Below are 26,548 nucleotides of genomic sequence, written 5' to 3'. Positions count from 1 at the left end.
TTTTCACCCAATTTAACACTTATTTTCAATTCTTTAACCAGAATCCATAAAAAAATCCCGCAGGCAGATAGCCCACGGGATTTTAGTAGTATTTGGGTTAGTAAATTCCTGTTGTTAGAAAGCCGTACTTATCTGTAACGATATACCGGTACTTTCGGGTACGTAGCGGCATACACCGCCCACACACACAAGACCACCACGCTGGCGTCCGTAGTTTGCCGCTATACGAGTAGCGCCTATACGGTATGCACCACCTACATTGTAGTAGTGTATGCGCTTATCAGGGTCGTCGTTACCGTAGTTGTAAATATCCCATACATAGAACGAGTATTTATCGTCAAGGTTAAGCTCCAGTGTGGCACCTGCCCAGTTCTTTTTGTCGGCATCGGCCCACATATGCTCTCCCTCAAGACGGATAGAACGGTTTGGCGTAAAGTTGTACGTAGCCTCACCGGTAACAATGTTAGTGTTTACCTTTTCGCCACCTTCCAGCCATTCTTTGTTGTAGTATTGTTTTATGTAGTATAGCGCAGTATGCCAGCTTTCGCCAAGCTGCTTGCGTATCTCCATATTGTAATCGCTAAAGTATTTTTCGCCTACGCCAAAAAACTTGGTGTTGTAATCGGCAGGGCTTTGCCTGTAGCTTCCCGCCAAGTTGTACCAGCTGCTCAGGTTTACGGCAAGCTTAGTACCGTATTTACCGCCCAGTGGGCTTCCCTTTGCAAAATCATAAAACACGTCCAGCTGTCCGCCGGTTTCACCCGCTTTCATTATGGTTGTACTTGCAAAGTCTACCTTACTTTGTGCCTGGTATACATAAATGTTGGCCAGGTTGCTATGGTGCTGCTTGGTAAGCGCAGGTGTAAAGTTTAACACACGGTCGTTATAGTTAAGGCTGCTTGAACTAAATTCAGAATAATTTACCGGTTCGCGCTCACTCAGGAACTTAAAATTCTCAGTACGGCGAAGTGTAGCATCGATACCAAGGCCTTCTTTAGAGTACCCCATGTTAACAAGCACCGAATTACCCGGCTTTATAAAGTTTGAATCAACCTTATTATCTAAGCCAAGTACACCGTCTTTCTGCTTATAGTCGTACTCCCCACTCAGGTAAAATGAATTATGAATGAAGTTAAAACGACCACCTCCGGCATTGGTAAGGGCATCAAAACCTGTAATACCCACAGGCAGTGCCTCATACCTGCCCACATAGCTGGCGCCCACAGAAAGGTCGGATACTTCAAATTTAAACAGCGTACTAAGGTTAATGTCGGTATCAAAACCGTAGATATCGCCTTTAGCCACATCAAACCCTGTACGCTGGCGTCCGTATAGTGCGGTAAGCCTTACATTGTCGCTGGGGCGGTATACTACACGCCCGCCACGAAGAGCCGTGTTTATACCCAGGGTACGGTCTTCCCACGCACGAAACAGCATACCGCTGCCAAACTGCTCGTAGAAATAACCACCTGTAAGCTCTATTTTATTGGTTTTATAAGAGGCATACCATATACCTACATTAGTACCCTTAAATTCGGGGTTGTAGTTTAGCAGGGCATTTGGCTCATACGATTCGGCCTGTACACCTGCAGTAAAACCTTTGTACTGGTAGTTAACCAAAAGGTAGTTGTTACTGCGTATGGGCTTGCCGTTTATGGGCGTTAAATCCTGGTTTACACCGGTGCCTTTATCGTTAAGGTACCACTGCGAGTTACTTTCTAAACCACCATATACGCGGCCGTAGTCTTTCTTAGTAATGGTATCGTTTTCCTGGGCAAAAAGAGGTGCTATAGAAAACAGTGGCAAAAGCCAGAGTATCTTTTTCATCAAATTAAAGTGTCTTCAGTTTTTCGTAAAGTTCATTTTCCGCGCCCTGGCTGTAACCGTTGTGCACATAAACTACTTTTTTGTTTTTTACCACTATAGTATACGGCACGTTAGCTATTCCCAGTGCCCTTTTTAGATCCTGGTTGCTGTCCAGTAATACCTGGTAAGGCCATTTTTTTCCGTTTAGTAGTGGTTTTACCCTTTTTTGTGTACGGGCGTCATCTATAGATATGGCTACAACTTCCATGTTCAGTTCTTTGCTCCATTCGGCATAGTGCTCATTAATAGCATCAAGTTCGTTAATGCACGGCACACACCAGGTAGCCCAGAACGAAAACACATATATCTTGTCTTTTTCTGCAAAACCATCCTTAACATTAACGGTTTTATTATCTACCGATTTTATAGAAACATTAGGCATTTCTTTTTGGGCAAAAGCAGCTGCAGAAACAAACAGCAACAGCATGAATAACTTCTTCATAATGTATATTATTAGTGTAAACCAAGTTGAGCGGCAATATTAAAAAAAATTTAAAAGAACGGCGTTATCTTTGCGGAAAAATTAAATCCTATCGGATATATAGAATTATAGAAATCACACATTTAGCGCAAAAACAGTAATTTTAAAACACTTTTTCCTCTGATTTCTTAATAATACACCTACAGGCAAACATTTTTTGTTATTTTTTTTTAGGTAACAATTTTTTTACATAATTTTCGCCACGCTTTAAATGGAAAAAACAATAAAACTATCTGTACTAAATGAAAAAAACATTACTTCTGGGATTACTGCTTGCAGGTTTTGGCGCCAATGCACAGCTTACTTCGGGCACAATAGCGCCTGATTTTACCGCTACCGACATTAACGGTGTGGAGCACCACCTTTATGATTATATCAATGCGGGTAAAACCGTAATTATCGACGTGTCTGCTACTTGGTGCAGCCCATGCTGGGGATACCATAACACCCATGCCCTTGAAGACGCTGCAATGGCTTACGGCCCTGAAGCTTCAAACGAGGTTATAGTACTTTGGATTGAAGGTGACCCTGGAACATCAGTAGAAAGCCTTTACGGAACTAACACTGCAAGTGATGTTAGTACAACACAAGGTAACTGGGTAGAAGGTACTAACTATCCTATTATAGATGATGGCGACGGATCATTAGGCTCACTGCTTGACATTGCTTATTTCCCTACAGTATATAAAATTTGTGGTACTACAGGTGTACTTACTGAGCTAACACAGCCTACAGTTAGTGCTATAAGGAACAGCATTCAGTCTACAAGCGGTACAGGTTGTGGCACTACACTACAAGGCGTACAAAACTACCCTGTAGCTACAGTATCTGACCTAAGGCTTTGTGACAGCAACGCTACAGTAAAAGCAAAAATGAAAAACTACGGTAAAAACGCCATTACTTCTGCTACACTTGTACTGGAAGAAGACGGTGTTGTAGTAGCTACTAAAAGCTATACCGGTAACCTTACCCAGTTTTCTCAATCAGTACAAACTTTCCCTTCATATGACTTTGATGCCAGCAAAACTTACAACGTAAGGGTAACTGACGTTAACGCTACAACTCCATTCAGCACAGAGCTTGCTGAAGCAGATTTTGATGTAATCGTTGCTCAACAAGCTACAGGTGAAGTTACTGTAAACGTATACACTGACAACTACCCTACAGAAATAAGCTGGAGTATAGAAGATGGTACAGGATCTATTATTGCTTCAGGCGGTCCTTATGTAGGCAGCGCTAACGGTGGTGGTGCTGATGCTAACACTGTAAAAACATCTACTTTTACAGTACCTGATACTACAGACTGCTACACTGTAAACCTATACGATGCTTACGGCGACGGATGGTCTCTTACAACTCAGGACTTTAACGGTATAGAGCTTTTAGATGCTAACGGTGGTACTATACTACAACAAGAGGCAGGTAACTTCGGTACTTCTATGATTGTGCTTTCTGCATTTAAATCAGAAGCTGCTGCAGGTGTAGGACAAAATGAACTTAACAAGTTTGCCATATACCCTAACCCTACAACAGGTGTACTTAACTTTACTACTCAGGAAGCTGTTAATGTAACTATTACAGATCTTACAGGTAAAACAGTATTTACTGCTCAAGGTGTACAAAACGGTGGCAGCATTAACCTAAGCAACCTACAAACAGGTGTGTATGTAGCTCAGGTAAAAGGTGCTACTACAAGCCAAACTCAAAAAATTATAATAAAATAAGGTTTGCCCTTTTTTACCACATAAAAACTTACAAAGAAAGCTATCGGGTGCGACACTATGCATCCGGTAGCCTTTTTACTTAAATAAAGAATTACCACAAACTACTGAAAATTAAAATTACCATGAAAAAAATAATGCTGATGGCGGCCCTTGCTTACGGGGCTATGATGAGTGCCCAGATTACCGTAAACAAACAGGGCGGAGGAACAATAAATGACGGTGACACCTATACCACAAGCAGTATTGCTGCTGCAACACAATACGAAGGCAACAAACTAAACTTTACTGTTGTAAACAACACTGAAGAAACTTTATATACAGCTGTAAGGGTAAACTCTATTACTAACAACGCTAACGGAGATAACCTGCAACTATGCTATAACATATGTTTATATTCTATCGCAGCAGGTACATTAGTACCACAATACCCATCTGAATACCCGCTAGATCCGGGAGCTGCATCTCAGGGTGACAACCACTTCTTTAACCAAAACCCGGGTACTGTAGCCGGAGAAGATGTAGTATACAACCTTTCGTTTGTAATTACAGATGCAAACAACACAGTAACCAGCGCACCTATAACCTTTACATACATATACAGCCCTACAGCTGCTGTAACCGATGTAAACGGACTTAAAAATATGGGGCTAAACCTAAACAACACACTGGTAAACAGCACTCTTGACATAGATGCTACTGTAACAGGTGCTGTTCAGATATTTGACATAAACGGTAAACTACTTAAGTCGGCTAACATTACCACAGGCCGCCAAAGCATAGATGTAGCCGGTTTTACTAACGGTGTATACTTTGCAAGGTTTACTGCAGGTGGCAAAAAAGCCGATATCAAAATCGTAAAAAACTAAGTAGCGTTAACCGCGGTACTGAACCATAATAAGAATGAAAAAGATTTTCGCACTACTGTTTGCCACATTGCTTACCCTTGCCGGATGCGGTACTGACTATGAGATACTACAGTCGTATGACTCAGTAATACTTACAGCAGACAACTCTAACAAGCTGGTAGGACAAACCATTACATTTACTGCAAAAGACAACAACGGCACTGACCATACTGCCGAGGCTACGTTTTTTTCAGATGGTAATGAGATAGACGGAAACACCCTTACATCAGACGTTATAGCAAGCCACGTGATAACTGCGCGCTACGGCAGCCTTACCTCTCAGCCGCTTACTGTAAGCTTTGGTGACGGTACTGACCTAAACTTCCGCAAAAGGGTACTTATAGAAGATTATACAGGCACATGGTGTGGCTGGTGTACCCGTGTGGCATACGCCATAGAACTGGTACACGCACAAACCGACGATGTGGTAGTGGCTGCTATACACCGTGCAAGCAGTATACCTACCAATGCCGACTACGATCCGTTTAACTACGACAGCAGCGCACTGGAAAGTACACTGAATGCTACCGGCTATCCTAAAGGTTTCCTGAACCGCAAAACACGCTGGACAGGCCCTGAACCAAACAATATAGATAAGGTTATAGCCCTTACACAGGGTGAAAACCCGCGCCTAGGTCTTGCCCTTACTCCTACAGTAGAAAACGGCACCATAAACCTTGATGTAAACGTTAAGTTCAGCAAAGACTTTAGCAACCTGAAACTGGTGGTATACGTTCTGGAAAACGGCATAGTATATGAGCAACACAACTATACCAGCTATTATGATGGTGTAGACCTTATAGAAGACTGGGTACACAACCATATACTGCGTGCCCCGCTTACTAACATTATGGGCGATGCTATAGACAATGCACAAACTACAACTTACAACACGTACACACGCACCTTTAGCGTACCGGTACCGGCTAACGTAAGCAATGCTGCTAACCTGGAGTTTGTGGCTTTTGTAACCGATACCGACGGTAATGCACTAAACGTACGTAATGCTAAGGCAGGCGATGTACAGGATTTTGAAGTATTAGAATAATCTTTTCTAAGATACAGCATTAAGCCGTCCTTTTAAGGACGGCTTTTTTTATTAGCACAAAACTAAAATGTAATATTTTATTTACAACATAAGCTGTGTAACTGTAAAAGTTTTTTTATTAACTTGGCTATATAATGTAACCGGCTGCTTTGCCGTTTAAGCATTAATTACACACATATTATGAAAACCACTTACCTAATATTACTATTGCTGTTTTCGGCCAGCCTCTTTGCACAAAAAACCGGAGAGGAACTTGCACGCCTAGCGTTTAAAGCCTGCCTTAAAAACGACGAAAAAGCCTTTAGGCGGTTATACCCTTCAGACCCGATACTTACAGCCTATTTTAAAATAGCCGATAAAAAGAAAGCTTTCCCGAAAGATGTAGTGAAGAAATATTACCCTAAAGGCATACAGGGCGCTATGTTTGGTTTTAAGCTTTTCCCAAAGGGGCTTAAGGAGTTTGGCGTAAACCCTACAGACATTACCATAACAGGCAGCGACATAAACGAAAACGACATTGAAATAATGGTAAACAAAAAAAAGGTAGGCTCTGTTTACAACAATTTTGTTTCGCTGTACTTTACATCGGGTGGTAAAAAATTTGCCTTTGTGGTACCAAAAGCAATAGTGTTTAAAGGCCGCTGGTTTATAGGCGACCAGGTAGTAAGCCTGCACGAAATTTAAGGTTATGCGGTGATTTGTTTATTCGAAATTAACCGAAGTTGATTTAAAAGCTAAACCCATGATTCACATCCGAATAAACAAATAACCACATCACCGCATAACCCATTTCATCAAACCAAATGCGCTTTTAGCTCCATACGGTATTGCGATGCACTTTTACCGGTAACTTCCTTAAACGACTTATTAAAGTGGCTAAAGTTGTTAAACCCGCTTTCGTAGCACACCTCACTAATAGGTATGGGTTTTTCGGCCAATAACTTACAGGCGTGCACCACACGGTATTCGTTTACAAACTGCACAAAGGTTTTTCGGGTCATCTTCTTAAAGTACCTGCAAAACGACGGCACCGTCATACTGGCCATATCGGCCACTTCATCCAGCGCTATGGTTTCCCTGAAATTATCCTTCACAAAGTTGAACACCATATTAATACGGTCGTTGTCCTGCACATGGGTTTCCAGCGCAAAGGTTTCGGCATTAAGCGTCTTATAGTCTTCGGTTTGTTCCAGGTCGTGCAACACACTTATAAGGGTCAGCAACCTGTCAAAGGGGTGCATGGTGGCCATTTCTTCCATACGCTCGCCCACAAGGTAACGCACATCCGGGCCAAAAGCTATACCTCCCCTTGCCTTTTCAAACAATGCCGAAATACTCTTGGTCTCAGGCAGTGCCATAAAAGTCTCGCCCAAAAAATCGGGTTTCATTTGTATTACCGTTTCACGCTTATTACCGGTAGTATCGTCTGTAAAACCACAATGAGGCAAATTGCTTCCTATTAATATAAGGTCGCCCTCAGCATAATACGAAATATGGCTGCCTATTTGACGCTTACCCGACCCTCCGTTTACATATACAAGCTCCACTTCGGGGTGATAATGCCAAACGTGCGAACGGATATTACTATTCTGTTCAAAATTTGTATAGGTAAAACTGCTCCCGAAAGAGGGTTCAATTACCTCAAAAGATGCGCGGGTGTTTTTCATAAAAATGTTGCATTTTTCATTACGAAGGTAATCAATATATGCCAAAATTGGCTCAATTTAACTAAAAAACGTTTTCGTAAGGTTAAAATTGTATACAAAGAGGAAAATATTGTTGTAACATTTTCAATAGTACGGTTGTAATTTAGCATCATCAAATAAGAAGATGTACAACCCCTTAATGCTGTTGATTATGAAAACTATGATGAAATTCGGAATCGCCCTTGTTGCAATGTTAGCTACGGTTAGTACTTACGCTAACGACAATGACTTTCTTGTAAAAGCAAAAGAAGGCGCTGGTAAAGCTATCAGCTTCACCGTTACTGAAACTAAAAATGTACACGTTGCACTATATGCTAAAGACGGAGCTGAGATTTTTGACGAAACCGTAAAAAGCAAAGACGGCAAAATAAACAGGACTTACGACCTGAATGCTCTGCCAGACGGTACTTACTACCTGGAAACTGAAACTGCTGAAAAAGTAGCCCGCCACGAAATTACTATCAGCGGAAAAGTAGCTACTGTAAACGAAAAAGCAGTTACAGAAATTGCAAAACCTGTAATCTTTACTAAAGATGGTATTGTTACTGTACAGGTTACTAAAAACGACACTACACCTGTAGACATAAAAGTGTATGATGAAGCCAACAACGAGCTTTACAGCGAAAAGTTTGAAGGCGAAAAAGTTGCAAAACGTTTTGACATCACTAAGTCTGCAGCTAAAAAGTTCACGTTGGTTATTGGTTACAGCAACAAAACGTTTGTTGAAACCGTTGCAGCGCGATAAAATGAGGTTTGGTTATAGCAAAAAAGCTCCGTTCGCGGAGCTTTTTTATTTTATATACCTTACTATAAATTACCTATAATCCTATCCATAACCCAGTTAGTATGGGCACCTGTATGCCCGGACGACGGGTGCGTGGTTTTACCCAAAAGATGGTCGCGCATGTTGTGTACATGGTACAGCTGTATGTTTTCGGGATGCGGAATAACCAGCTCTTCCGTTCCGGCTTCGGTAGTCAGCGTAAGCGGAACCTCCTCAAACACGGCAAACTTTATAGTACCCTTACTGCCATAAATACTCACCTCATCTTCGCGTTTATAAGTACCGAAGTTCCACGAACCCGTACCTGTAACACCATTACTGTGCAGCCAGCTCGCTGCCACGGCATCCTTAGCACTGTATAGCCCCTGCTGGTTAAGGCTAATGCCATTTACCTGCAGTACATCGCCAAAGTAGTAAATAAACAAATCCAGGCCATGACTTGCAAGATCGTCAAAATAGCCCCCTGTAGCTATAACCGAATCGGTACGCCAGTTGTATTCGCCCGAAAGGTCTACCTCAGACGGAACCTTGGTAAGATGCCAATGTATGTGGCGTACCTCACCTATCCTGCCTTCTTCTATCCATTCCTTCACCTTTAAAAAACGCGGCAACGACCTGCGGTAATACGCCACAAACAACGGGATATTCCTGCTGTCAAAAGCCTCAGTAATATCTACACATTCCTGCCAGGTAGGTGCCATAGGCTTTTCTATACAGCACGGCTTACCGGCTGCGGCTACCTTAAGGGCATAGTATTTATGGGTATCGGGTGGAGTGGCTATGTATACCGCATCAATGTCAGGGTCGTTAATAAGTGCATCGGCATCGGCATAATGCTTTTCTACATTGTGCCTGCGGGCATAGTCGGCAGCCTTTTCGGCATCGCGGCGCATTACGGCTTTAAGCACAAAACCATCGGTTTTTTGATATGCCGGCCCGCTCTTTCGTTCGGTAACATCACCGCAGCCTATAATGCCCCAGCGAATGGTTTGGGTAGGGTTTTCCATTAAAATAGTTTGTTTGGTTAAAAGGCTAAGATATGGATTTTGTCAAAACCTACTTATGGTATTCATGACCATTTACATAAACTTAAAGGAAACGGTCAAAAAAAAAACCGGAGCAGCAGCCCCGGCATTCAGTATAGCTATTTAGTTTACACCTATTTGTTCATATCGCTGATACCTACCGGCTGCGAACCCAGGTACCATTTACCGTCAATTTTAATAGCGCCACTAACCAGGAAAGCATAATTCTTTTTCCCGGAGGTAAAATACACTACTATGTCTTTAGATTTGGCAAGTCCCACAACTTTATCGCCTTTTTTAAGTTCAGAATCGCTTATCTCGTTAGACGTATTGGTTACTTTACAATCCTTAGGGTTAATACCCAAAGCTGCTACCGCCTCCTGAAAGGTATTGTAACCTAACAGCGCTTTATCCAACTGAAAATCGTAAGCACCAGTAAGCATTTGTGGGGTAATGGTATCTCCGGGTACCGATTCTTTCATATAGCGACCCAGCTGCTCCTTAGTAGGACGAAACGCCAGGAAAGCATCCCTATTGTCGGCTATGCAGGCCTTAAACAACTTCTCAGCAAAACCGGCTTCCTCCATTTGGGCAAAAGCAGCAGACACAGACAAACAACAAACAAGCAGTAGTAGTATTTTTTTCATAGCGGATAAGATATTTGCTAAAATAAAAAAATAGTAAGCACCGCAAAAATTTTTTAACTTAGTAGTGAAATCCAACTAAAAATGACAACTCCTCCTCCATTACAACTTTCGTTGGCACAATGGTCGTTTCACAATACCATTTTTGCCGGGCAGATGGACCGAATGCTTTTTGCAGAAAAAGCCCAGGCCATGGGGTTTGAAGCCGTAGAATACGTGTCGCGTTTCTATGCAACCGAAGCGCAAGACAGCACCGCTTTTAAAAACATTGTATCTGAAATAAAAAAACGCAGTGAAGACCACGGCCTGAACAACCTGCTGATAATGGTAGACAATGAGGGGGCACTGGCATCGGAAGATGAAACACAGCAAAACCAGGCAGTAGAAAACCACAAAAAATGGATAGAAGCCGCCACTACCCTGGGCTGCCATAGCCTGAGGGTAAACCTTACCGGCGGCCCGGAACACGATGCTGCTGCATGGGTACGGGCATCTATAGCCGGACTGCAAAAAATGTGCAACCAAGCACAAGGTAGCGGCTTAAACATTATAGTGGAAAACCACGGCGGGCTAAGTAGTAATGGGGCACTACTGGCACAGGTAATGCAGGGCGTAAACTTGCCTCACTGCGGTACACTGCCTGATTTGGGTAACTTTTGCATACGACGTGAAGGCGACAAAAAATGGCCCAGCCTCTGCATAGAGCAATACGACCGCTATAAAGGCGTAGCCGAAATGATGCCCTGGGCAAAGGGCGTAAGTGCCAAAACCTACGATTTTGACGTTGCAGGAAACGAAACCACCATAGACTACCACCGTATGCTGAGTATTGTAAAAAACAGCGGCTACAACGGCTATATAGGTATAGAGTATGAAGGGCAACGGCTAAATGAAGAAGCAGGTGTACTGGCTACAGTAGCCATGCTAAAGCGTATTAATGAAGAGGGACAGCATAAGCTATAAGCTTTTAAAACAACAACTCCACGGCTTTTTTTCTATAAACAAAAAACCAACGTAAACTTATCGCTGTAAAAAACTTACAGTATAATGCTACAAGTGCGTTCTAATTTGTATATTTAATTGTTTTTCAAAGGCTAAAGATTCCAGGCCTCCGGTTTTGTCAACTTTTTTTCGCGGAACTTCATTACCGCCGGTGTTATATAGTAGTAGTGTATAATCATAAAGAAAGCAGAAAACATGGGTAAAATTAAATCATTCGTTTACGTTTTTATATTAGTAACTGCCACGCTGGTTTCCTGTAAAAAAGAAATCACAATTAAAAGTGAGGTACAGTCAGCACAAACAAATCCGCTACCTTCCTGGAACGACGGCCCGGTAAAAACCGCAATAATGGATTTTGTAGCCAAGGTGAGTACAGAGGGCAGTCCTGATTATGTAGCACCCGAAGACCGCATAGCCACCTTTGACAACGATGGCACCCTGTGGTGCGAAAAACCACTTGTGCAGGAACTGTTCGTTTTTTACCTGGTAAAAAAGGAAGCGGAGAAAAAACCTGAACTGAAAGAAAAACAACCCTACAAAGCCATACTGGAAAACGACACCGCTTACCTGAAAACACTACATCAGGAAGACCTTGTAAAACTTGTGGTAAGCACCCATACCGGCATGAGTGCCGAAGCTTTTGCCACAGAAGCTGCCACTTTCTTTGCTAATGCAAAAACACCATCGGGCATGCCGGTGGCTAAAATTGTGTACCAGCCCCAGCTGGAACTATTAGAGTACCTGCGCAACAACGGTTTTAAAACCTACATCTGCTCGGGTGGTACTACTGATTTTATACGTGCCATATCGCAGCAATACTACGGCATACCGCCGGAGCAGGTAATAGGTACGCAGTTTAAAAGCGAGTATGCCGATACTACCGGAGTAAACGACGTAATGCGCCTGCCCGGCCTTGCCTCCTTTAACGACAAACAGGAAAAACCGGTAAACATATGGCAGCACATAGGCAAACGCCCCATACTGGCCTGCGGAAACGAAGGCGGTGGCGGCGATATATACATGCTGCGTTTTTCGCAGGGAGGCAATAAGCCTTCGTTACAACTTATTATAAACCACGACGACGAAGCCCGCGAAGCTTACTACCAGGAAAAGGATAACAAATCGCTTAACTGGGCGGCAAAATATAAATGGCAGGTAATAAGCATTAAAAACGACTGGAAAACGGTATATCCATCTAAATAAAAATGGTGTATGAAAACCTTTTTTATAAAACTCCGCGACACGTTTATAGCAGGGCTTATATTCCTGTTACCCCTGCTCATCCTTGTAGTACTATTTACTAAGGTATTCCAGTTCCTTACCGGTTTTACCGATAAAGTAGCCGCAGTATTTGGCCTTACCAGCTTTATCGGTATTTCGGGCGGCACCATACTCAGCGCGCTGGGTCTTATCTTGTTTTGCATTATTTGTGGGTACCTTATGCGTATTGCCTTCTTTAAAGCTGTAAGTGCCTGGGTAGACCACAAGCTTATGAGCAACATCCCGGGCTACTCGGCATACCGCGAAATGGCCTTATCCAAGTTGGAAGAAAACAAACGTCCGCTACCCTATAAATGCGCCGCATGGATAAACGAAGGTGATACTGTGCTACCGGCATTCCTTATGGAAACCATGGACGACGGAAGACTGGTAATGTTTATACCCACCGCCGGAAATACAATGACCGGAAAAGTAATAATACTGCCCGCCAGCAGAGTAACACTGTTACCGCAAACAGACGTGAAAGCCATGAAGATAGCCTTGGACAGCCTGGGCATTGGCCTCTCTAAAATTTAAAACTGTGATAATCTGATGTAATAATATAAAGCCAACAAAAGCCTATGATAACAAACCGTACCCTAACAAAACTGCTGTGCACCACCCTGATTGTTTTTCAGGCATCTACCCTAAGGGCACAGGCACTTATAGCACTTATTTTTGGCGATAAGCTGGTTTCAGACAAAATGAAGATGGGACTCTACCTGGCTCCGCAGTATACATGGCTGAGCAATACCCCCGGGGGCAGTGGCGATACCGGGTTGGGCGTGGGTGCATATACTGATATTATTATTAATGATAAATGGATGATAAGCAACACCATGAGTTTTAAAGCCCCGAAAGGTGGCGAAGATTTGCCCACATCGTACACGCTTGTCGCCGATGCCGATTACCCCGCCGAGGGCACCATAAGGCGAAAGCTCACCTACTTTGAACTGGTACCCATGCTGCGTTATAACGTTACGCCAAGCTGGAGTGTGGCAGCAGGGCCCCAGATAGGAATAAAACTGCGCGCACGCGACTATTACCATTACGAAAGGGAAGATGGATCACTGGAAACGGTACGTTACAATACCGGAAGCTATTTTAAAACCTTTGACTTTGGTGGTGGTATTGATCTACAGTATGCATTAAAACAAGGAAAAGGTGTACATATAAACCTTAGGTACGTAGCCGGTTTTATGAACATCTACAAAAATGATGTACCCTTTAATGCTAAAAACAATTACTTCCAGATAGGTGTAGGCATACCCATACAGGGAGATAAAAAAGTACAGAAAGAGAAAACAGAAAATTAAAAGCCCCACCGTATAAACACTAACTGAACCCACCATTTTATAAACTGACACCATGCGTATAAAACAACCTACCCTGATTATATTGTTACTAATTTCATTTTCCATAACACAGGCACAGGAAGTTATAGACAACCGCCCGCAGTATATGGACAGCATAAAAAACAGCGAATGGCCTTATAAGCTGCCCGTGTGGGGTAAAAAAGTAACCAAGCGCGGTGTAGACTTCCCGTACCCGATGGGGGTAATGATAAACGGCATGATAGCCAGCCAGGAAGTAACGGTAAAAGACCTGAAGGTGGGTGTAAACGATGGCGACATGGCGCCGCTGGAATTTATAAAATTTGGGGAAACCAAAGCCAATCTTAATGTGCTTAATGCCAGGATAGACGTATGGGCGATACCCTTTTTAGATTTTTATGTAATAGCAGGCCGTACATGGGCAGAAACATCTGTAAGCCTGGTGGCTCCTGTACAGTTTTCTTCTACGGTAAACTTTAGTGGTAATACCGTAGGTGCGGGGGTAACGTTTGGTGGGCGCTATAAGGAAATATTCGGAACCATTGACTACAACCACACCTGGACCTATTTTGAGGAAATACAGGGTGCTATACATACCCAAATGGTATCGCCCAGGATAGGGCATATATTTCAGGCACGCCGCAAACCCGACCGCAACGTTGGGCTTTGGGTAGGTGCCAACGGAATTTTCCTGAACAATACGACCGAAGGTGCCATTAATATGGGCGACCTGGGTGTAAATGGGCAAATTGCGGATTTCGACATAGAAAATACCGACTGGTACCAAAACCTGGGACCGGCTCAAAAAGTTGTAGTAAAACAAATAGCCGACAAGATAAAAGACAAGCTTAGCGGCATAGACGTATCGGACACTACGATACACTATTCGCTAAAAAAACGGCCTATATCGTCATGGAGCATGAGTGTGGGCGGACAATACCAGTTTAACCACAACTGGCAAATGCGCACCGAATTCGGCTTTCTGGGCGGCCGAAAATCAGTATTGGCATCGTTAAACTACCGCTTTGGGTTTTAACCTATAGTGAGTTTATAAACGCCAGCAGGTCTTCGCGCTCCTTAGCAGTAAGTTGCTTAAACTTCTCCTTGCTCTGCTGTGCCTCACCTCCGTGCCACAGTATGGCTTCGGTAACGTTATGCGCGCGTCCGTCATGTAAAAGGCGGGTATGCCCGTTTACAGTATTGATAAGACCGATACCCCATAGCGGCTGTGTACGCCACTCATTTCCGGTGGCCAGGAAATCAGGAGCATTATCAGAGAGTGCATCGCCCATGTCATGCAGCAGCATATCAGTATACGGGCGTATGGTTTGGTTGCGCAGGGCCGCTATAGCGTGGCTGTTGCCGGTTTGCAACTTCGGAGTATGGCAGGCAGCACAGTTAATATCGTTAAATATCTTTTTGCCCCTCAGTACATTCTGCTCGTCAAAGTTACGGCGAATAGGCACCGATAGCGTTTGGCTGTACAGCACCACTTTATCAAGGTTTTCATTGCTTATTTCGGGCGAACCACCGTTTGGTATGGCATCGCAGTCTACACCCGGAGGGCATATTTCATTAGGAAACACATACGATGTTATGCCCATATCGTTTACAAAAGCAGCAGCTACCTGTTGCCTTATGTTTGGCTGGTTTGCTTTCCACCCAAAACGGCCAAGCACAGTTGTACCGCTCATTACGTCATACACATAGTTAGCACGTCCCGATATGCCGTCGCCATTAGCGTCGTTTTCATCGGCAAGCGCCAGTATGGTTTGCTCGTCCAGTGCCTCCAGTAGCCCAAGTCCTATGGTTTGGTTAGCCACACGCGGCGATATAAGTATACCGGGAGCCAGACTGCCATAGCCCAGGTTGTTGATATTGTATGTAGGTTTTTGCAGGCTTATTACAGTACCGTCGGCCAGTGTTTCGGTAATGGTAGTGTAGGTTATGGTATACGTACCTTTTACGGTTTGGCCCAGTATAGCCAGGTCTTGCAGCTGGTGCCCGTATACAGGGTCTACCAGTGCGGCGCCATAGGCATCACTGCCCGGCAGGCTAAGGCGCATAAGCAGCCCTGTAGCCATTTCGCCATCAAATCCCGGCGGACGCCCGCGCCCGTCCTTAAAGTGGCAGGCGGCACACGATATAGCATTGAAAAACGGCCCCAGCCCGTCGCGCGCAGTAGTGCTCGATGGTGCCGAAACCCAGCTTTGGCGGAAAAACGAGTTACCTACCCCAAAATCTACGGCCTGGTCTGTGGTAAGCTGCGGCGCAGAGAACCCGAAAGCCTCCTCGGTAGCATTAGCCACCGTTACACTGCCACCACTGTATTGCTCGCCTTCTTCTGCGGTAAGCGGATGATAATCTTCGTTGTTATTGCAGGCTGTACTATGTATACCCAGTGCCAGCAGCATGCCTAAAATACTGTTTTTCATTTTGATATATAAACCGGAAAAAGTGCCGCAAATGTACGGCACTTTCCCTGAATAAAACTATTAAAAATTTACTGCTTACGGATTTACAGTAAGCCCAAGGGCTACAGAACCGGCAAGCAGGTTTGCACCGAAATTATCTTTTATGGCATCATACGCTGCTTTTACCTTAGCACCTTCAGCAGATGAAGCTCCACCCGAAATAGCATAGTCAAACGGAATGTACATAGCGGCTACTTTAGTCTGCGCATCGGTTATGGCAGCTTCTGTGCTGGTGTAGTACTCTTCATTCGCTTTTTCTACAAGATCAGCAAGTGATGGCCCGCTGATGCTGCCGTAAGTACCGTGGTATACGTTAATGATACCCTGTAAATTTTGGGTTATATCCCTGTGGGTGTTGTCGCTAAAACAGCTGTGCTCATCTTCCTGGTCAGCATTGTTCAGCGCTACCGACATACGCTCTACAGGCAGCTCGGCAGTAGCCAGTGTAGCTATGCCCAGGTAAATGTTAGTAAGTGCAGTATCGGTATTAAGCGAAAGGAATGTACTCCTGTAGTCTCCGCCCGGAGCCCATAGGTCTACCAGGTAGGTAAGGTGGTCTGTAAGCAGGTCGGCACAAATGTTCAGGTATTGTTTCCTGCGTTCAGCGTTTTGTCCGGTAGTATAGTCGGTATACGACCTTTGTCCTGCCAAAAATGCCGATGGTGCAGTAAGGTCCTGGCCCCACAGCAGGAATTCTATAGCATGGTATCCTACGCTGATGTTCTTTTCACCACCACCTTCGTTAAGGCTTTCCAGAAGCTCTTTGCTTAGTGTAGGGTAAATAGCAGTACTGTTTATAATACCACCGTATAGTGGTGTACCGTTGTTGTCTACGTAATCTATATAGTTTTCATCCAGCGGCCATGCATTAAGCAAGCCTTCCGGACCGTTTTCGTCATCTATAGGACCGTTTGCAAACCTGAAAGCTTCAGTGGTACCGTAGCTTTCACGGGCATCTTTCCATGCATCTTTAGCATCATCAAAAGTATCCTGGTTAGGGTTTGCAGTAAAAGTATTAATAGCAGCCTCAAGAGTTTCGGCATCGGTAAGGGCGTCTTTGTAGTTTTGGTACACTATGTTAGCATAGTTTTCTACCACCAGTTGTTTCTGGCTTTTACCGTTATCATCATCGCTACAGGCAGTAATGGTTAATCCTGCAAGGGCTAATGCCGTAAGGCTGAATATTGTTCTTTTCATTTATATCCTTATTTAGATTTATTAAAAACAAGGCAAAATTAAGAACTTTTAAAAACCATGCAAGGACAATCACAAAAAAATTTATTTAGAATAATTAAATATAAATACTCTGTGTTTTATATTTTTGCAAAAATTTTTTCAGGATGAAAAAGCTGTTCGCATTTATAGCCATAGCAATTACCCTAGTGGGATGTTCTTCTTCAGACGGAGGAAACAACAACACAGCTAATTACGATAAAACAGCCATGCTTACAAACTGGGCTGATAATTTAATAATACCGGCCTACACCGCATACGACACGGCTACCGGTACACTTAAAACAAGTACAGATACTTTTACTGCAAATCCTAACGCTACAAACCTTGAAGCACTACAGGCTGCATGGCTTGATGCTTTTAAGGCTTACCAGCACGTAGCTTTATTTGACATAGGTAAGGCTACCGATCTTAACCTGCTTGAGTCTGCCAACACCTACCCTACCGATGCTGCCGGTATAGAAAGCAACATAACATCGGGCAGCTATAACCTGGAACTACAGGCACAGTTTGTACGCCAGGGTTTCCCGGCGCTGGACTACCTGCTGTTCGGATTGGGCGATACGAACGACGAAACCCTTGCCTTTTATACCACAAATGCTAATGCCGTTGCTTACAAGCAGTACCTTACGGCTGTAGCTACAAGGCTAAAAACAACATCGGCTGCAATTGTTGCCGACTGGAACGGTGGTTACCGCGATACCTTTGTAAACAACAGCAATGTAGTAACCGGATCGCTAAACCAAAGTGCAAACAACTTTGTAAAGAACCTGGAAAAAGACATACGCGCCCCTAAAGTGGGTATACCGGCCGGATTGTTTAGTAACGGCGTGCTTTACCCTGAAAAGGTAGAAGCATACTACAACGACAATGCCGGCAAAGCACTGCTTAACGAGGCTATTGCTGCCAGTAAAAACTTTTTTAACGGTACGTCTTTTGATGGTTCAGCAAGTGGCGCCAGCCTTAAAGGTTACCTTGATGCTGTGGGTGCCAAGGTGAGCGGACAGAACCTTAGCGATATTATTAACGCTCAATATACCACCGTAAATACTACAAATGCTGCACTAAGCAACAGCCTTAGCCAGCAGGTAACCAACGATAACACCAAAATGGTGGCCTCTTATGACCAGATGCAACAACTGCTGGTATACCTTAAAGTAGATATGTTTAGTGCCCTGAGCCTTACCATAGACTACGTAGACGGCGACGGCGATTAATTTATTAGTCCATGCAGCGCAACATACAGGCCTACCTGAACGCATACACTGATGCCGCATCGCTTGCCTTTTACAGGCTTGCGTTCGGCATCATGATGTTTTTAGGAATGCTGCGTTTTGCGCTAAACGGCTGGATTGATAAATTTTACATAAAGCCTGTTTTTCATTTCACCTATTACGGTTTTAGTTGGGTAAAACCCTTTGGCGTATACACCTATCTATTGTTTATAGTTTGTGCGGTATCGGCACTTATGGTAGCTTTCGGATATAAGTACAGGCTGGGCATTATACTGTTTTTCCTGAGCTTTACTTACATAGAGCTTATGGACAAAACCACCTACCTTAACCACTACTACTTTATTTCGGTGGTGAGTTTTGTAATGATGTTCCTTCCTGCAAACGCATTTTTCTCTGTCGATGCCCATAAAGACCCAAAACTATTCCGCAATACCGTACCCCGCTACACTGTAGACGTACTGAAAATCCTTTTAGGAATTGTATACTTCTACGCCGGCATTGCCAAACTGAATTCCGACTGGCTGTTGCACGCACAACCGTTAAGGATTTGGCTCCCGGCCAATGCCCACCTGCCTGTAATCGGGCCGCTTATGGGTAAAGAATGGGCTGCCTATGCCTTTAGTTACATAGGCACTGTTTATGACCTAAGCATTCCTTTTCTTTTATTAAACAAACGCACACGCTGGTTTGCCTTTATACTGGTGGTGGTGTTCCATGTGCTTACGCGCATCCTGTTCCCTATTGGTATTTTCCCGTTTGTAATGATTGTTTCTACACTCATATTTTTTAGTGGGGATTTCCATAGGAAGGTATTGAATAGTTTAAAGTTTCAGGTTTCAGGTTTCAGGTTCAACACACCCCTAGCCCCTCTCAAGAGGGGAACAACTTCGCTTGAACCTACTGTCAAGGAACCGACAACCGACAACCGACAACCAGCAACTAATAACCTAAAAGCCGCTTTCCTTGCCCTGATTATTATCATACAACTGCTGTTCCCTTTCCGTTACCTTTGCTACCCCGGAGAGCTGTTCTGGACCGAAGAAGGTTTCCGCCTGTCGTGGCGTGTAATGCTTATGGAAAAAGCAGGCTACGCGCAGTTCAGTGTTTCCGACCCAAAAACGCATACCTTTGCGGTGGTAGATAACAGTAAGTTCCTTACCCGCTTTCAGGAGAAGCAAATGGCTTTTCAGCCCGACTTCATTCTTGAATATGCGCATTTTTTGCACAATTATTATAAAAAACAAGGTATGGCCGACCCCGAAGTGCGCGTAAAAAGCTACGTAACGCTAAACGGTCGCCTGAGCCGCCCTTATATAGACCCGAACGTTAACCTTGCGAAACAAGATGAATCATTCCGCCACAAAACCTGGATACTGCCGTTTAACGACACTATCAAAGGTTTTTAGCATACTGTTTTTTTTATGTATTACCGCTGCCTTTGCACAGGGTACACTACACGGCACAGTTAACGATGCCGAAGGTAAGCCCCTGCAAAATGTCGAGGTTCTAAACCCGGAAACGGGCAGCAATACAAAAACCGATGCTTCCGGAGCATACACCATTGCCCTGAAAAGCGGCGATAATAAACTGGTGTTTTATAAGGAAGGATACCTGTTTTTAGAAAAGGTAATTCCGGGTGATGCTACTTTCGACAAAGTTTCTATGGAAAAAATCATAGAGCTGAACGAGGTGGTGGTACAACGCGAAAAAGAAAAGCGCTTTGCGCTGAATCACCTTAGGGATATTGAAGGAACTGCCATATATGCGGGTAAAAAAACCGAGGTAATAAACCTAGACAAGCTTACCGTAAACAAAGCTACTAATAACACCCGCCAGGTATACGGGCAGGTTGTGGGCCTTACGATAAACGAAAACAGCGACGGCGGATTACAGCTAAACATAGGAGGGCGCGGACTTAACCCTAACCGCAGCTCTAACTTTAATACCCGACAAAACGGTTACGACATTAGCGCCGATGTGCTGGGTTACCCCGAAAGCTACTACACACCACCTACCGAGGCACTAAGCCAGATAGAGGTAATACGCGGAGCAGCATCACTGCAATACGGCACGCAATTTGGCGGGCTTGTAAATTTTAAGTTCTACGACCCGTCTGCAAAGCCCATAGAAATCATCAGCCGCAACACAGGCGGCTCGTACGGGCTGTATACAAACTTTACCAGCCTTAGTGGCACACAGGGCAAGTTTAGCTACTACACGTTCTTTAACTACAAGCAGGGCGATGGTTTCAGGCCGAATTCGGAATTTAACAGCCGCAATTACTTTGCTAACCTGAACTATAAGTTTACGCAAAAAACGTCGCTGCATTTTGACTATACATTGTTTGACTACCTGGCTAAACAACCCGGTGGCCTTACCGATGCCATGTATAACCAGGATATGTTTCAGAGTAACCGCTCGCGCAACTGGTTTCATGTAAACTGGAACCTTTTTGCCCTGAAACTAAAACATAAGTTTACCGAAGACGCTAACTTTTCGTTACAACTTTTCGGGCTCGATGCAAGCCGTAAAGCGCTTGGCTACCGCGCAACCCGCGTAAGTACTGCCGACGTACCCGGAACCGAACGCGACCTGCTTGTGGGCGACTTTGTAAACTGGGGAGCCGAAGCGCGCTTCCTGCAAAAATATACGCTGGGCAAACAAAAAAGTGCCCTGTTAGTGGGTGCCAAATACTATCATGCACAAAACACTTCGGAGCAAGGGCCCGGAAGTAGCGGCAGCGAACCCGATTTTCATTTTGCTTATGATGAATTTCCGAACTATACCAGCCAAAGCGATTACACCTACCCGAACCAGAACGTGTCGTTTTTCGGGGAAAACATTTTCAGGCTGTCATCAAAGTTTACTATAACCCCGGGGTTCAGGTTTGAAAACATCCGCACCGAGGCAAACGGCTACCGCCGCCGTATTAACGTAGACGGAGCAGGCAACATTATCCTTGACGAGAACGTGTACCAGGACGTGGTTAAAAACCGAAATTTTGTACTACTGGGTGTTGGCCTTAGCTATAAACCTACAAACAGCATAGAATGGTACGGAAACGTTTCGCAAAACTACCGCTCTGTTACTTTTAGCGACATTAGCGTTGTAAGTCCTGCCCAAGCTATAGACCCCAACATAATGGATGAGAAAGGCTATACAAGCGACGTGGGGCTGCGCGGGCATATAGACGACAGGTTTTCGTTTGACACCAGCATATATGCATTGTTTTACGACAAAAAAATAGGTGAAATACAAGCCACAGATCCTAACGGGGGTGCTGCAGTGGTACGCTACCGTACTAACCTGGGTACGGCCATTACTTACGGCTGGGAAATGCTGGCCGACTGGAACATAAGCCGCACTTATTTCCGCGACAGCGAATCGTTTACATGGAATGTTTTTGTAAACAATGCACTTACTAAATCAGAATACACCAAAAGTGACATTACAGGAGTAAAAGGTAAGGAAGTAGAATTTGTACCATTGGTAAATATAAAAAGCGGCACCACAGCCGGGTATAAAAACTTTATGATGAGCCTGCAGTTTACGTATCTTTCCAGCCAATACACGGACGCAAAAAACATACCTACCGATGACACCGATAATTCAAACGGCACCTTTGGGCAGATACCTGCCTACTACGTAGCCGATTTCTCGGCATCGTATACGTGGAGGCGCTTTAAACTGGAAGCGGGCATTAATAACTTTACAAACAATTATTACTTTACCCGACGTGCTACAGGGTATCCCGGCCCGGGAATACTACCCAGCGATCCAAGAACGTTTTATGCTACACTGCAAATAAAGATATAAACAAGGCTCCGGAAATCGGGGCCTTATTTATTACCAACAATGCCCGGCATAACCTATGAATTATGAATTGAATACCATAAATTAGCTTAACCAACCAAAATTAAACGACTATGATTTTTGCAATAGATTTTTTTTCACAAAACAGCATTGAGCTAGATAAAAATGAATTAAAGTTATTATTAAATATAGAAGATTTAAATAACATTATTTTTAATGAAGTCTTAAACAGCCTTAGTCAGTATAAGCAGGAGCAATATATAGCTTATAAAGAATCTGAACAGGCCAAAACGTACAGGGAAGAACGAGATGCTAAATTGCCTTATGTAGATTTTAATCATTTACCTAAAATCCTTGATGATGTTTTATTGCATAAAATTTTGTTATATCAAGAGGATGGACTAGTACGGCTAGCGATATCTGATTCATTATCGCATAAACATAAGACTCAGATAACTAAACTCGAATGGAAATTGAGTGACCAAGAAGAAGAGGAAAGACGGGCATCTTTAACCGATGAGGAAAGGAAAGCAGAGGATGACTGGAAAGAAAGGATTCGCAATAACCCCACTGCATTTTATGGTAACATAGCAGAACCGGATAATGCCGATAGTTATATTTTAAAGTATGGTATAAATCCTTATACAAATGAGCCGGAAACGATAGAGAGTTTTTATGCTAAATATACCATAGATACCAAAACAGGGAAATTTATCCCTAAAACGGATAACAAGTAGTACCGTGAAACGATATTTACTTAATGCTACAGTACTGATAAAACAATTTTTATCGTAACAGCAAACATCAGGTTAACTAAAAAAACCAACCAAAATTAAACGACTATGATTTTTACAGAAACTATTTTTTCTGATAATGAAAGTGAATTATCAAAATATAAATTGAAGATGTTATTAAATATTGAAGATTTAAATAACACCATTTATAATGAAGTTTTTAACCTCCTTGGTCAAGATCAGCAGGAACAATATATAGCCTATAAAGAATCTGAAGAAGCCAAAGCGTACAGGGGAGAAAGAGATGCCAAGTTACCTTACGTGGATTTTAGCCATTTACCCGAAACACTAGATGATGTTTTGTTGCATAAAATCTTGTTATATCAGGAGGACGGAGCTGTGAGTGGGGCAATATTTGATTCATTGTCGCAGCAACATCTGACACAAATTGCACAATTGGAAACGAAACTAAGAGATGAGAAAGAAAAGGAAAGACGGGCATCTTTAACCGATGAGGAAAGGAAAGCAGAGGATGACTGGAAAGAAAGGATTCGCAATAACCCCACTGCATTTTATGGTAACATAGCAGAACCGGATAATGCAGATAGTTATATTTTAAAGTATGGTATAAACCCTTATACAAATAAGCCGGAAACGATAGAGAGTTTTTATGCTAAATGTACCATAGATACCAAAACAGGGAAATTTATCCCTAAAACGGATAACAAGTAGTACCGTGAAACGATATTTACTTAATGCTACAGTACTGATAAAACAATTTTTATCGTAACAGTAAACATCAGGTTAATTGAAAAAAACCAACCAAAATAAATAATAACAAAAAACAAGGACACAAATTAAACAAGCCGTAAAAAAGAAAGTGTAATTATAATGTTATCGCAAAATTCGGCAACAAGGCTATAATGCTGTGTATTATTAAGCAAGGATTAAAAAATGCTAAACTTTTATTAATCCATTTCCTAATAACAAACAGTGTCGCTAATTTTAAGCAACAATAATTAGTAATAACCTAAAAACATTTACGCCATGCACATTTCTATTTTCCGCACGCTGTACAAAAACGTAATAGACAACCACCGCATAGAGCGTTTATTACAAAGACACAACATACTGTTTGAAAAAACAGTTTCAGACAGGGGTTCGCGCTACAGGATTACGGCTGATAGTGAAGACACTATTAATACGTTTAAAAAACAGCTGAACATGATTTACCCACAGATTTGCTTTTAATACAATTCATCTTACTTTAAAGCATAAACCTCCGCAATACGGAGGTTTTTTTATGGTATTATCAGGAGAAAAAAACACCCCTGCCATTTCGGGCAGGGGTGTTACTATTTGTATGCGTTAGGCTTTATTTGCTTGTATCTCTAAGCTTACTGCTTTACGATAACAAACTCACTACGCCTGTTTTGTGCATATTCTTCTTCAGTACACTTATCGCAGGCAACTTTAGGCTCGCTCTCGCCATAACCCTGGCCAGAGATACGCTCTTTAGCTATACCTTTTGATATAATGTACTGTACTGTACTTTTAGCCCTACGGTTAGAAAGACTCATGTTGTACTGCTCAGAACCACGGCTATCGGTGTGGGCTTTAGCCATAACAACAAGATCAGGATACTGTTTCATGATCTCAACGATTTTGTCAAGTTCAAAAGCACCTTGTTTAGTAATGTTGCTCTTATCGTATTCAAAATAAATTTCGTTAAGTACAATCACATTATCTACAGGTATCACTACCGGTTTCAGCTTAGCATCCACCTTAAGCTCACCTCCAGGGTTTTTAGCTATAGGGAATGTACCACCTTCGTAACCCGAAGCTGTAGCCTGTACGGTATACGCCTTATCACAGTCGATGTTGTAAGTAAGGTTACCATCTGTACCTGTAGTACGGGTTTCTATTACGTTACCTTTGTCATCAAGTATGGCTACAGTTGCTGATGCAATCGGTGCGCCTGTGTTAAGGTCGCGAACCATTACAATAGCTTCTACACCACATATTGGAGTAGCAAGGTAAATTTTATCAAAACCTTCCCTGTTACTTGAGAAAAGACCTACTTTTTTAGTATCGTTAAAGCTGAACGCGAAGTCGTCTTTACCAGAGTTGATAGGAAGACCTACGTTTTTAGCCTCAGTACCTTTTTTAAGGTCGATTACAAACACATCCAGAGATCCGAAACCTTTACGACCGTCTGATGCAAAGAAAAGCTTGTCTGAATCAGTGATGAAAGGGAAACTCTCCCTACCCTCAGTGTTGATTTTCGGACCAAGGTTAATAGGCTCACCATAGCTGTTAGGGCCTTTTACCTCCACTTTCCAGATGTCAGTACTGCCGCCTATAGAGCCTTCCCTGTCTGAAGCAAAGTATAGCCATTTGCCATCCTTGCTAATTGAAGGGTTACCGGTACTCCATTTCTTATCGTTAAATGGTAGTTCCTGTATCTTGTCCCACTTGCCGTTTACCTTAACAGCCTTGTAAAGATAAACCTGGCCTTGCTTAATGTTAGCCTTTTTATCCTTTACAAATTCTTTTTCTACAAAGCTTTCGCTGGCAAAGTACATAGTGTTACCGTCTGCAGTTACTGCAGCAGGGCCGTCATGCCACTTAGTATTCACGTCACTCACCGGAACCGGCTCGCTTACAGTACCGTTTGCATTGTAGGTAGACTGATACAGGTCAAGGTACGGTTGCTCATCGGCACCATAGGTTTTTCTGCCTGTATTACGCGCGCTGGTAAAGTAGATGGTGTTATCATCTGTAAGTACTCCACCAAAACTGCCGTATTTCTTGTCGTTAATGTCCAGCGCCTTCTCCTCAAACATCTTTGCCTGGCTCTGAAGCTTCGGCAAATAGTTAGGATCCTGCTTGAAAATGATAGCACGCTGATCGTTTGGAGCAAGCGCAGCAAACTTCTGCATCTGGGCATTAGCCTCCGCATACTTGCCCTCTGCTTTCAGCATCTGGGCATATTTGTAGTACGTCTCGGCATCCTGCTGTGTCTTTGTAAGCTCGCCATACCATTTTACAGCTTCCTTGCTGTTAAAAATGTTGTAGTAGCTCTCTGCAAGTTGCTTCTTTACATACTCGTCTTTGTCTTTTACTTTAAGGTAAGCTGTAGCTGCATCAACATACTCCATGCGGGCATAAAGCTTGTCTGCATCCTTGGTGGCATCGCTCTGAGCCATTACTGAACCGGTAGCCAGCATAAAACCAAGGGTAATATATAGATTTCTCATATCTTCTTATTTTATGGTGC

24 protein-coding genes are annotated in these 26,548 nt (G+C 43.2%); 16 read left to right on the top strand and 8 right to left on the bottom strand.

From position 1 onward, the window contains the following. Positions 1–114 precede the first annotated feature (114 nt). Both ACLI1A_RS03895 and ACLI1A_RS03890 read right to left on the bottom strand, forming a co-directional pair. The gene (locus tag ACLI1A_RS03895) at positions 115–1,827 is read right to left on the bottom strand and encodes a DUF6029 family protein (RefSeq protein ID WP_411406282.1); all 1,713 of its coding nucleotides are present in this window, start codon (positions 1,825–1,827) and stop codon (positions 115–117) included. Between the two features lie 4 nt (positions 1,828–1,831). Continuing rightward, positions 1,832–2,308, bottom strand: a complete 477-nt coding sequence (locus ACLI1A_RS03890) for a TlpA family protein disulfide reductase (protein WP_411406280.1) — start codon at positions 2,306–2,308, stop codon at positions 1,832–1,834. Between the two features lie 281 nt (positions 2,309–2,589). Here ACLI1A_RS03890 and ACLI1A_RS03885 point away from each other — a divergent pair, with 281 nt between their 5' ends. The 4 genes from ACLI1A_RS03885 (at position 2,590) to ACLI1A_RS03870 (ending at position 6,708) form a co-directional block, all read left to right on the top strand. Then, complete coding sequence (locus ACLI1A_RS03885; RefSeq protein ID WP_411406278.1) at positions 2,590–4,071, top strand: T9SS type A sorting domain-containing protein; 1,482 nt, start codon at positions 2,590–2,592, stop codon at positions 4,069–4,071. A 122-nt stretch (positions 4,072–4,193) separates the two neighbouring features. Beyond that, a complete protein-coding gene (locus ACLI1A_RS03880; protein WP_411406276.1) occupies positions 4,194–4,937 on the top strand; it encodes a T9SS type A sorting domain-containing protein in 744 nt (247 codons plus the stop codon). A 34-nt stretch (positions 4,938–4,971) separates the two neighbouring features. Further along, on the top strand, positions 4,972–6,024 hold the full coding sequence (locus ACLI1A_RS03875) for an Omp28-related outer membrane protein (RefSeq protein WP_411406274.1): 1,053 nt from the start codon (positions 4,972–4,974) through the stop codon (positions 6,022–6,024). A gap of 180 nt (positions 6,025–6,204) precedes the next feature. Next, entirely contained in the window at positions 6,205–6,708 is a 504-nt protein-coding gene (locus tag ACLI1A_RS03870; RefSeq protein WP_411406272.1) for a hypothetical protein, read from the top strand. A gap of 110 nt (positions 6,709–6,818) precedes the next feature. Here the strand turns inward: ACLI1A_RS03870 and ACLI1A_RS03865 are convergent, their stop codons facing one another. Next, a complete protein-coding gene (locus ACLI1A_RS03865; RefSeq protein WP_411406270.1) occupies positions 6,819–7,691 on the bottom strand; it encodes an AraC family transcriptional regulator in 873 nt (290 codons plus the stop codon). A gap of 199 nt (positions 7,692–7,890) precedes the next feature. Between ACLI1A_RS03865 and ACLI1A_RS03860 the strand changes: the two genes are divergently transcribed. Continuing rightward, positions 7,891–8,475: a hypothetical protein gene (locus ACLI1A_RS03860; protein WP_411406268.1), complete on the top strand. Its 585-nt coding sequence runs from the start codon at positions 7,891–7,893 to the stop codon at positions 8,473–8,475. 62 nt (positions 8,476–8,537) lie between these two features. Here ACLI1A_RS03860 and ACLI1A_RS03855 read toward each other — a convergent pair whose 3' ends face one another. Continuing rightward, positions 8,538–9,521, bottom strand: coding sequence for a Gfo/Idh/MocA family protein (locus ACLI1A_RS03855; protein WP_411406266.1), 984 nt, complete (start codon positions 9,519–9,521; stop codon positions 8,538–8,540). 152 nt (positions 9,522–9,673) lie between these two features. Continuing rightward, the gene (locus ACLI1A_RS03850) at positions 9,674–10,186 is read right to left on the bottom strand and encodes a hypothetical protein (protein ID WP_411406264.1); all 513 of its coding nucleotides are present in this window, start codon (positions 10,184–10,186) and stop codon (positions 9,674–9,676) included. Between the two features lie 81 nt (positions 10,187–10,267). Between ACLI1A_RS03850 and ACLI1A_RS03845 the strand changes: the two genes are divergently transcribed. From ACLI1A_RS03845 to ACLI1A_RS03825, 5 genes are all read left to right on the top strand, one after another. Further along, positions 10,268–11,146, top strand: a complete 879-nt coding sequence (locus ACLI1A_RS03845; RefSeq protein WP_411406262.1) for a sugar phosphate isomerase/epimerase family protein — start codon at positions 10,268–10,270, stop codon at positions 11,144–11,146. Positions 11,147–11,380: 234 nt separating this feature from the next. Continuing rightward, on the top strand, positions 11,381–12,388 hold the full coding sequence (locus ACLI1A_RS03840; RefSeq protein WP_411406260.1) for an HAD family hydrolase: 1,008 nt from the start codon (positions 11,381–11,383) through the stop codon (positions 12,386–12,388). 9 nt (positions 12,389–12,397) lie between these two features. Next, complete coding sequence (locus ACLI1A_RS03835; RefSeq protein ID WP_411406258.1) at positions 12,398–12,982, top strand: hypothetical protein; 585 nt, start codon at positions 12,398–12,400, stop codon at positions 12,980–12,982. A 44-nt stretch (positions 12,983–13,026) separates the two neighbouring features. Then, a complete protein-coding gene (locus tag ACLI1A_RS03830; RefSeq protein ID WP_411406256.1) occupies positions 13,027–13,761 on the top strand; it encodes an outer membrane beta-barrel protein in 735 nt (244 codons plus the stop codon). Positions 13,762–13,813: 52 nt separating this feature from the next. Beyond that, positions 13,814–14,815 carry a hypothetical protein gene (locus tag ACLI1A_RS03825; RefSeq protein WP_411406254.1) on the top strand — a complete coding sequence of 334 codons (1,002 nt, stop codon included), beginning with the start codon at positions 13,814–13,816 and terminating at the stop codon, positions 14,813–14,815. Position 14,816: 1 nt separating this feature from the next. On the opposite strand, the gene ACLI1A_RS03820 is transcribed toward ACLI1A_RS03825, so the two are convergent. Both ACLI1A_RS03820 and ACLI1A_RS03815 read right to left on the bottom strand, forming a co-directional pair. After that, positions 14,817–16,214: a di-heme oxidoredictase family protein gene (locus tag ACLI1A_RS03820; RefSeq protein WP_411406252.1), complete on the bottom strand. Its 1,398-nt coding sequence runs from the start codon at positions 16,212–16,214 to the stop codon at positions 14,817–14,819. A 75-nt stretch (positions 16,215–16,289) separates the two neighbouring features. Then, entirely contained in the window at positions 16,290–17,450 is a 1,161-nt protein-coding gene (locus ACLI1A_RS03815) for an imelysin family protein (protein WP_411406250.1), read from the bottom strand. A gap of 143 nt (positions 17,451–17,593) precedes the next feature. Here ACLI1A_RS03815 and ACLI1A_RS03810 point away from each other — a divergent pair, with 143 nt between their 5' ends. The 6 genes from ACLI1A_RS03810 to ACLI1A_RS03785 all read left to right on the top strand — a co-directional run bounded on the left by ACLI1A_RS03810 (position 17,594) and on the right by ACLI1A_RS03785 (position 24,519). Beyond that, the gene (locus ACLI1A_RS03810; RefSeq protein WP_411406248.1) at positions 17,594–18,703 is read left to right on the top strand and encodes an imelysin family protein; all 1,110 of its coding nucleotides are present in this window, start codon (positions 17,594–17,596) and stop codon (positions 18,701–18,703) included. Between the two features lie 11 nt (positions 18,704–18,714). Further along, on the top strand, positions 18,715–20,127 hold the full coding sequence (locus ACLI1A_RS03805) for an HTTM domain-containing protein (protein ID WP_411406246.1): 1,413 nt from the start codon (positions 18,715–18,717) through the stop codon (positions 20,125–20,127). Continuing rightward, positions 20,066–22,537 carry a TonB-dependent receptor domain-containing protein gene (locus ACLI1A_RS03800; RefSeq protein WP_411406244.1) on the top strand — a complete coding sequence of 824 codons (2,472 nt, stop codon included), beginning with the start codon at positions 20,066–20,068 and terminating at the stop codon, positions 22,535–22,537. Before ACLI1A_RS03805 ends, ACLI1A_RS03800 begins: the two co-directional genes overlap by 62 nt. A gap of 110 nt (positions 22,538–22,647) precedes the next feature. After that, a complete protein-coding gene (locus tag ACLI1A_RS03795; protein ID WP_411406242.1) occupies positions 22,648–23,271 on the top strand; it encodes a hypothetical protein in 624 nt (207 codons plus the stop codon). Between the two features lie 105 nt (positions 23,272–23,376). Further along, positions 23,377–24,000, top strand: coding sequence for a hypothetical protein (locus tag ACLI1A_RS03790; RefSeq protein ID WP_411406240.1), 624 nt, complete (start codon positions 23,377–23,379; stop codon positions 23,998–24,000). Between the two features lie 315 nt (positions 24,001–24,315). Then, positions 24,316–24,519 carry a hypothetical protein gene (locus ACLI1A_RS03785; protein ID WP_411406238.1) on the top strand — a complete coding sequence of 68 codons (204 nt, stop codon included), beginning with the start codon at positions 24,316–24,318 and terminating at the stop codon, positions 24,517–24,519. Positions 24,520–24,665: 146 nt separating this feature from the next. Here the strand turns inward: ACLI1A_RS03785 and ACLI1A_RS03780 are convergent, their stop codons facing one another. After that, the gene (locus tag ACLI1A_RS03780) at positions 24,666–26,528 is read right to left on the bottom strand and encodes an OmpA family protein (RefSeq protein WP_411406236.1); all 1,863 of its coding nucleotides are present in this window, start codon (positions 26,526–26,528) and stop codon (positions 24,666–24,668) included. Positions 26,529–26,548 lie beyond the last annotated feature (20 nt).

This window comes from Flavobacterium sp. RHBU_3, assembly GCF_046613565.1.
Lineage (GTDB): Bacteria > Bacteroidota > Bacteroidia > Flavobacteriales > Flavobacteriaceae > Flavobacterium.
This window is presented reverse-complemented; position numbering and strand designations above follow the sequence as displayed.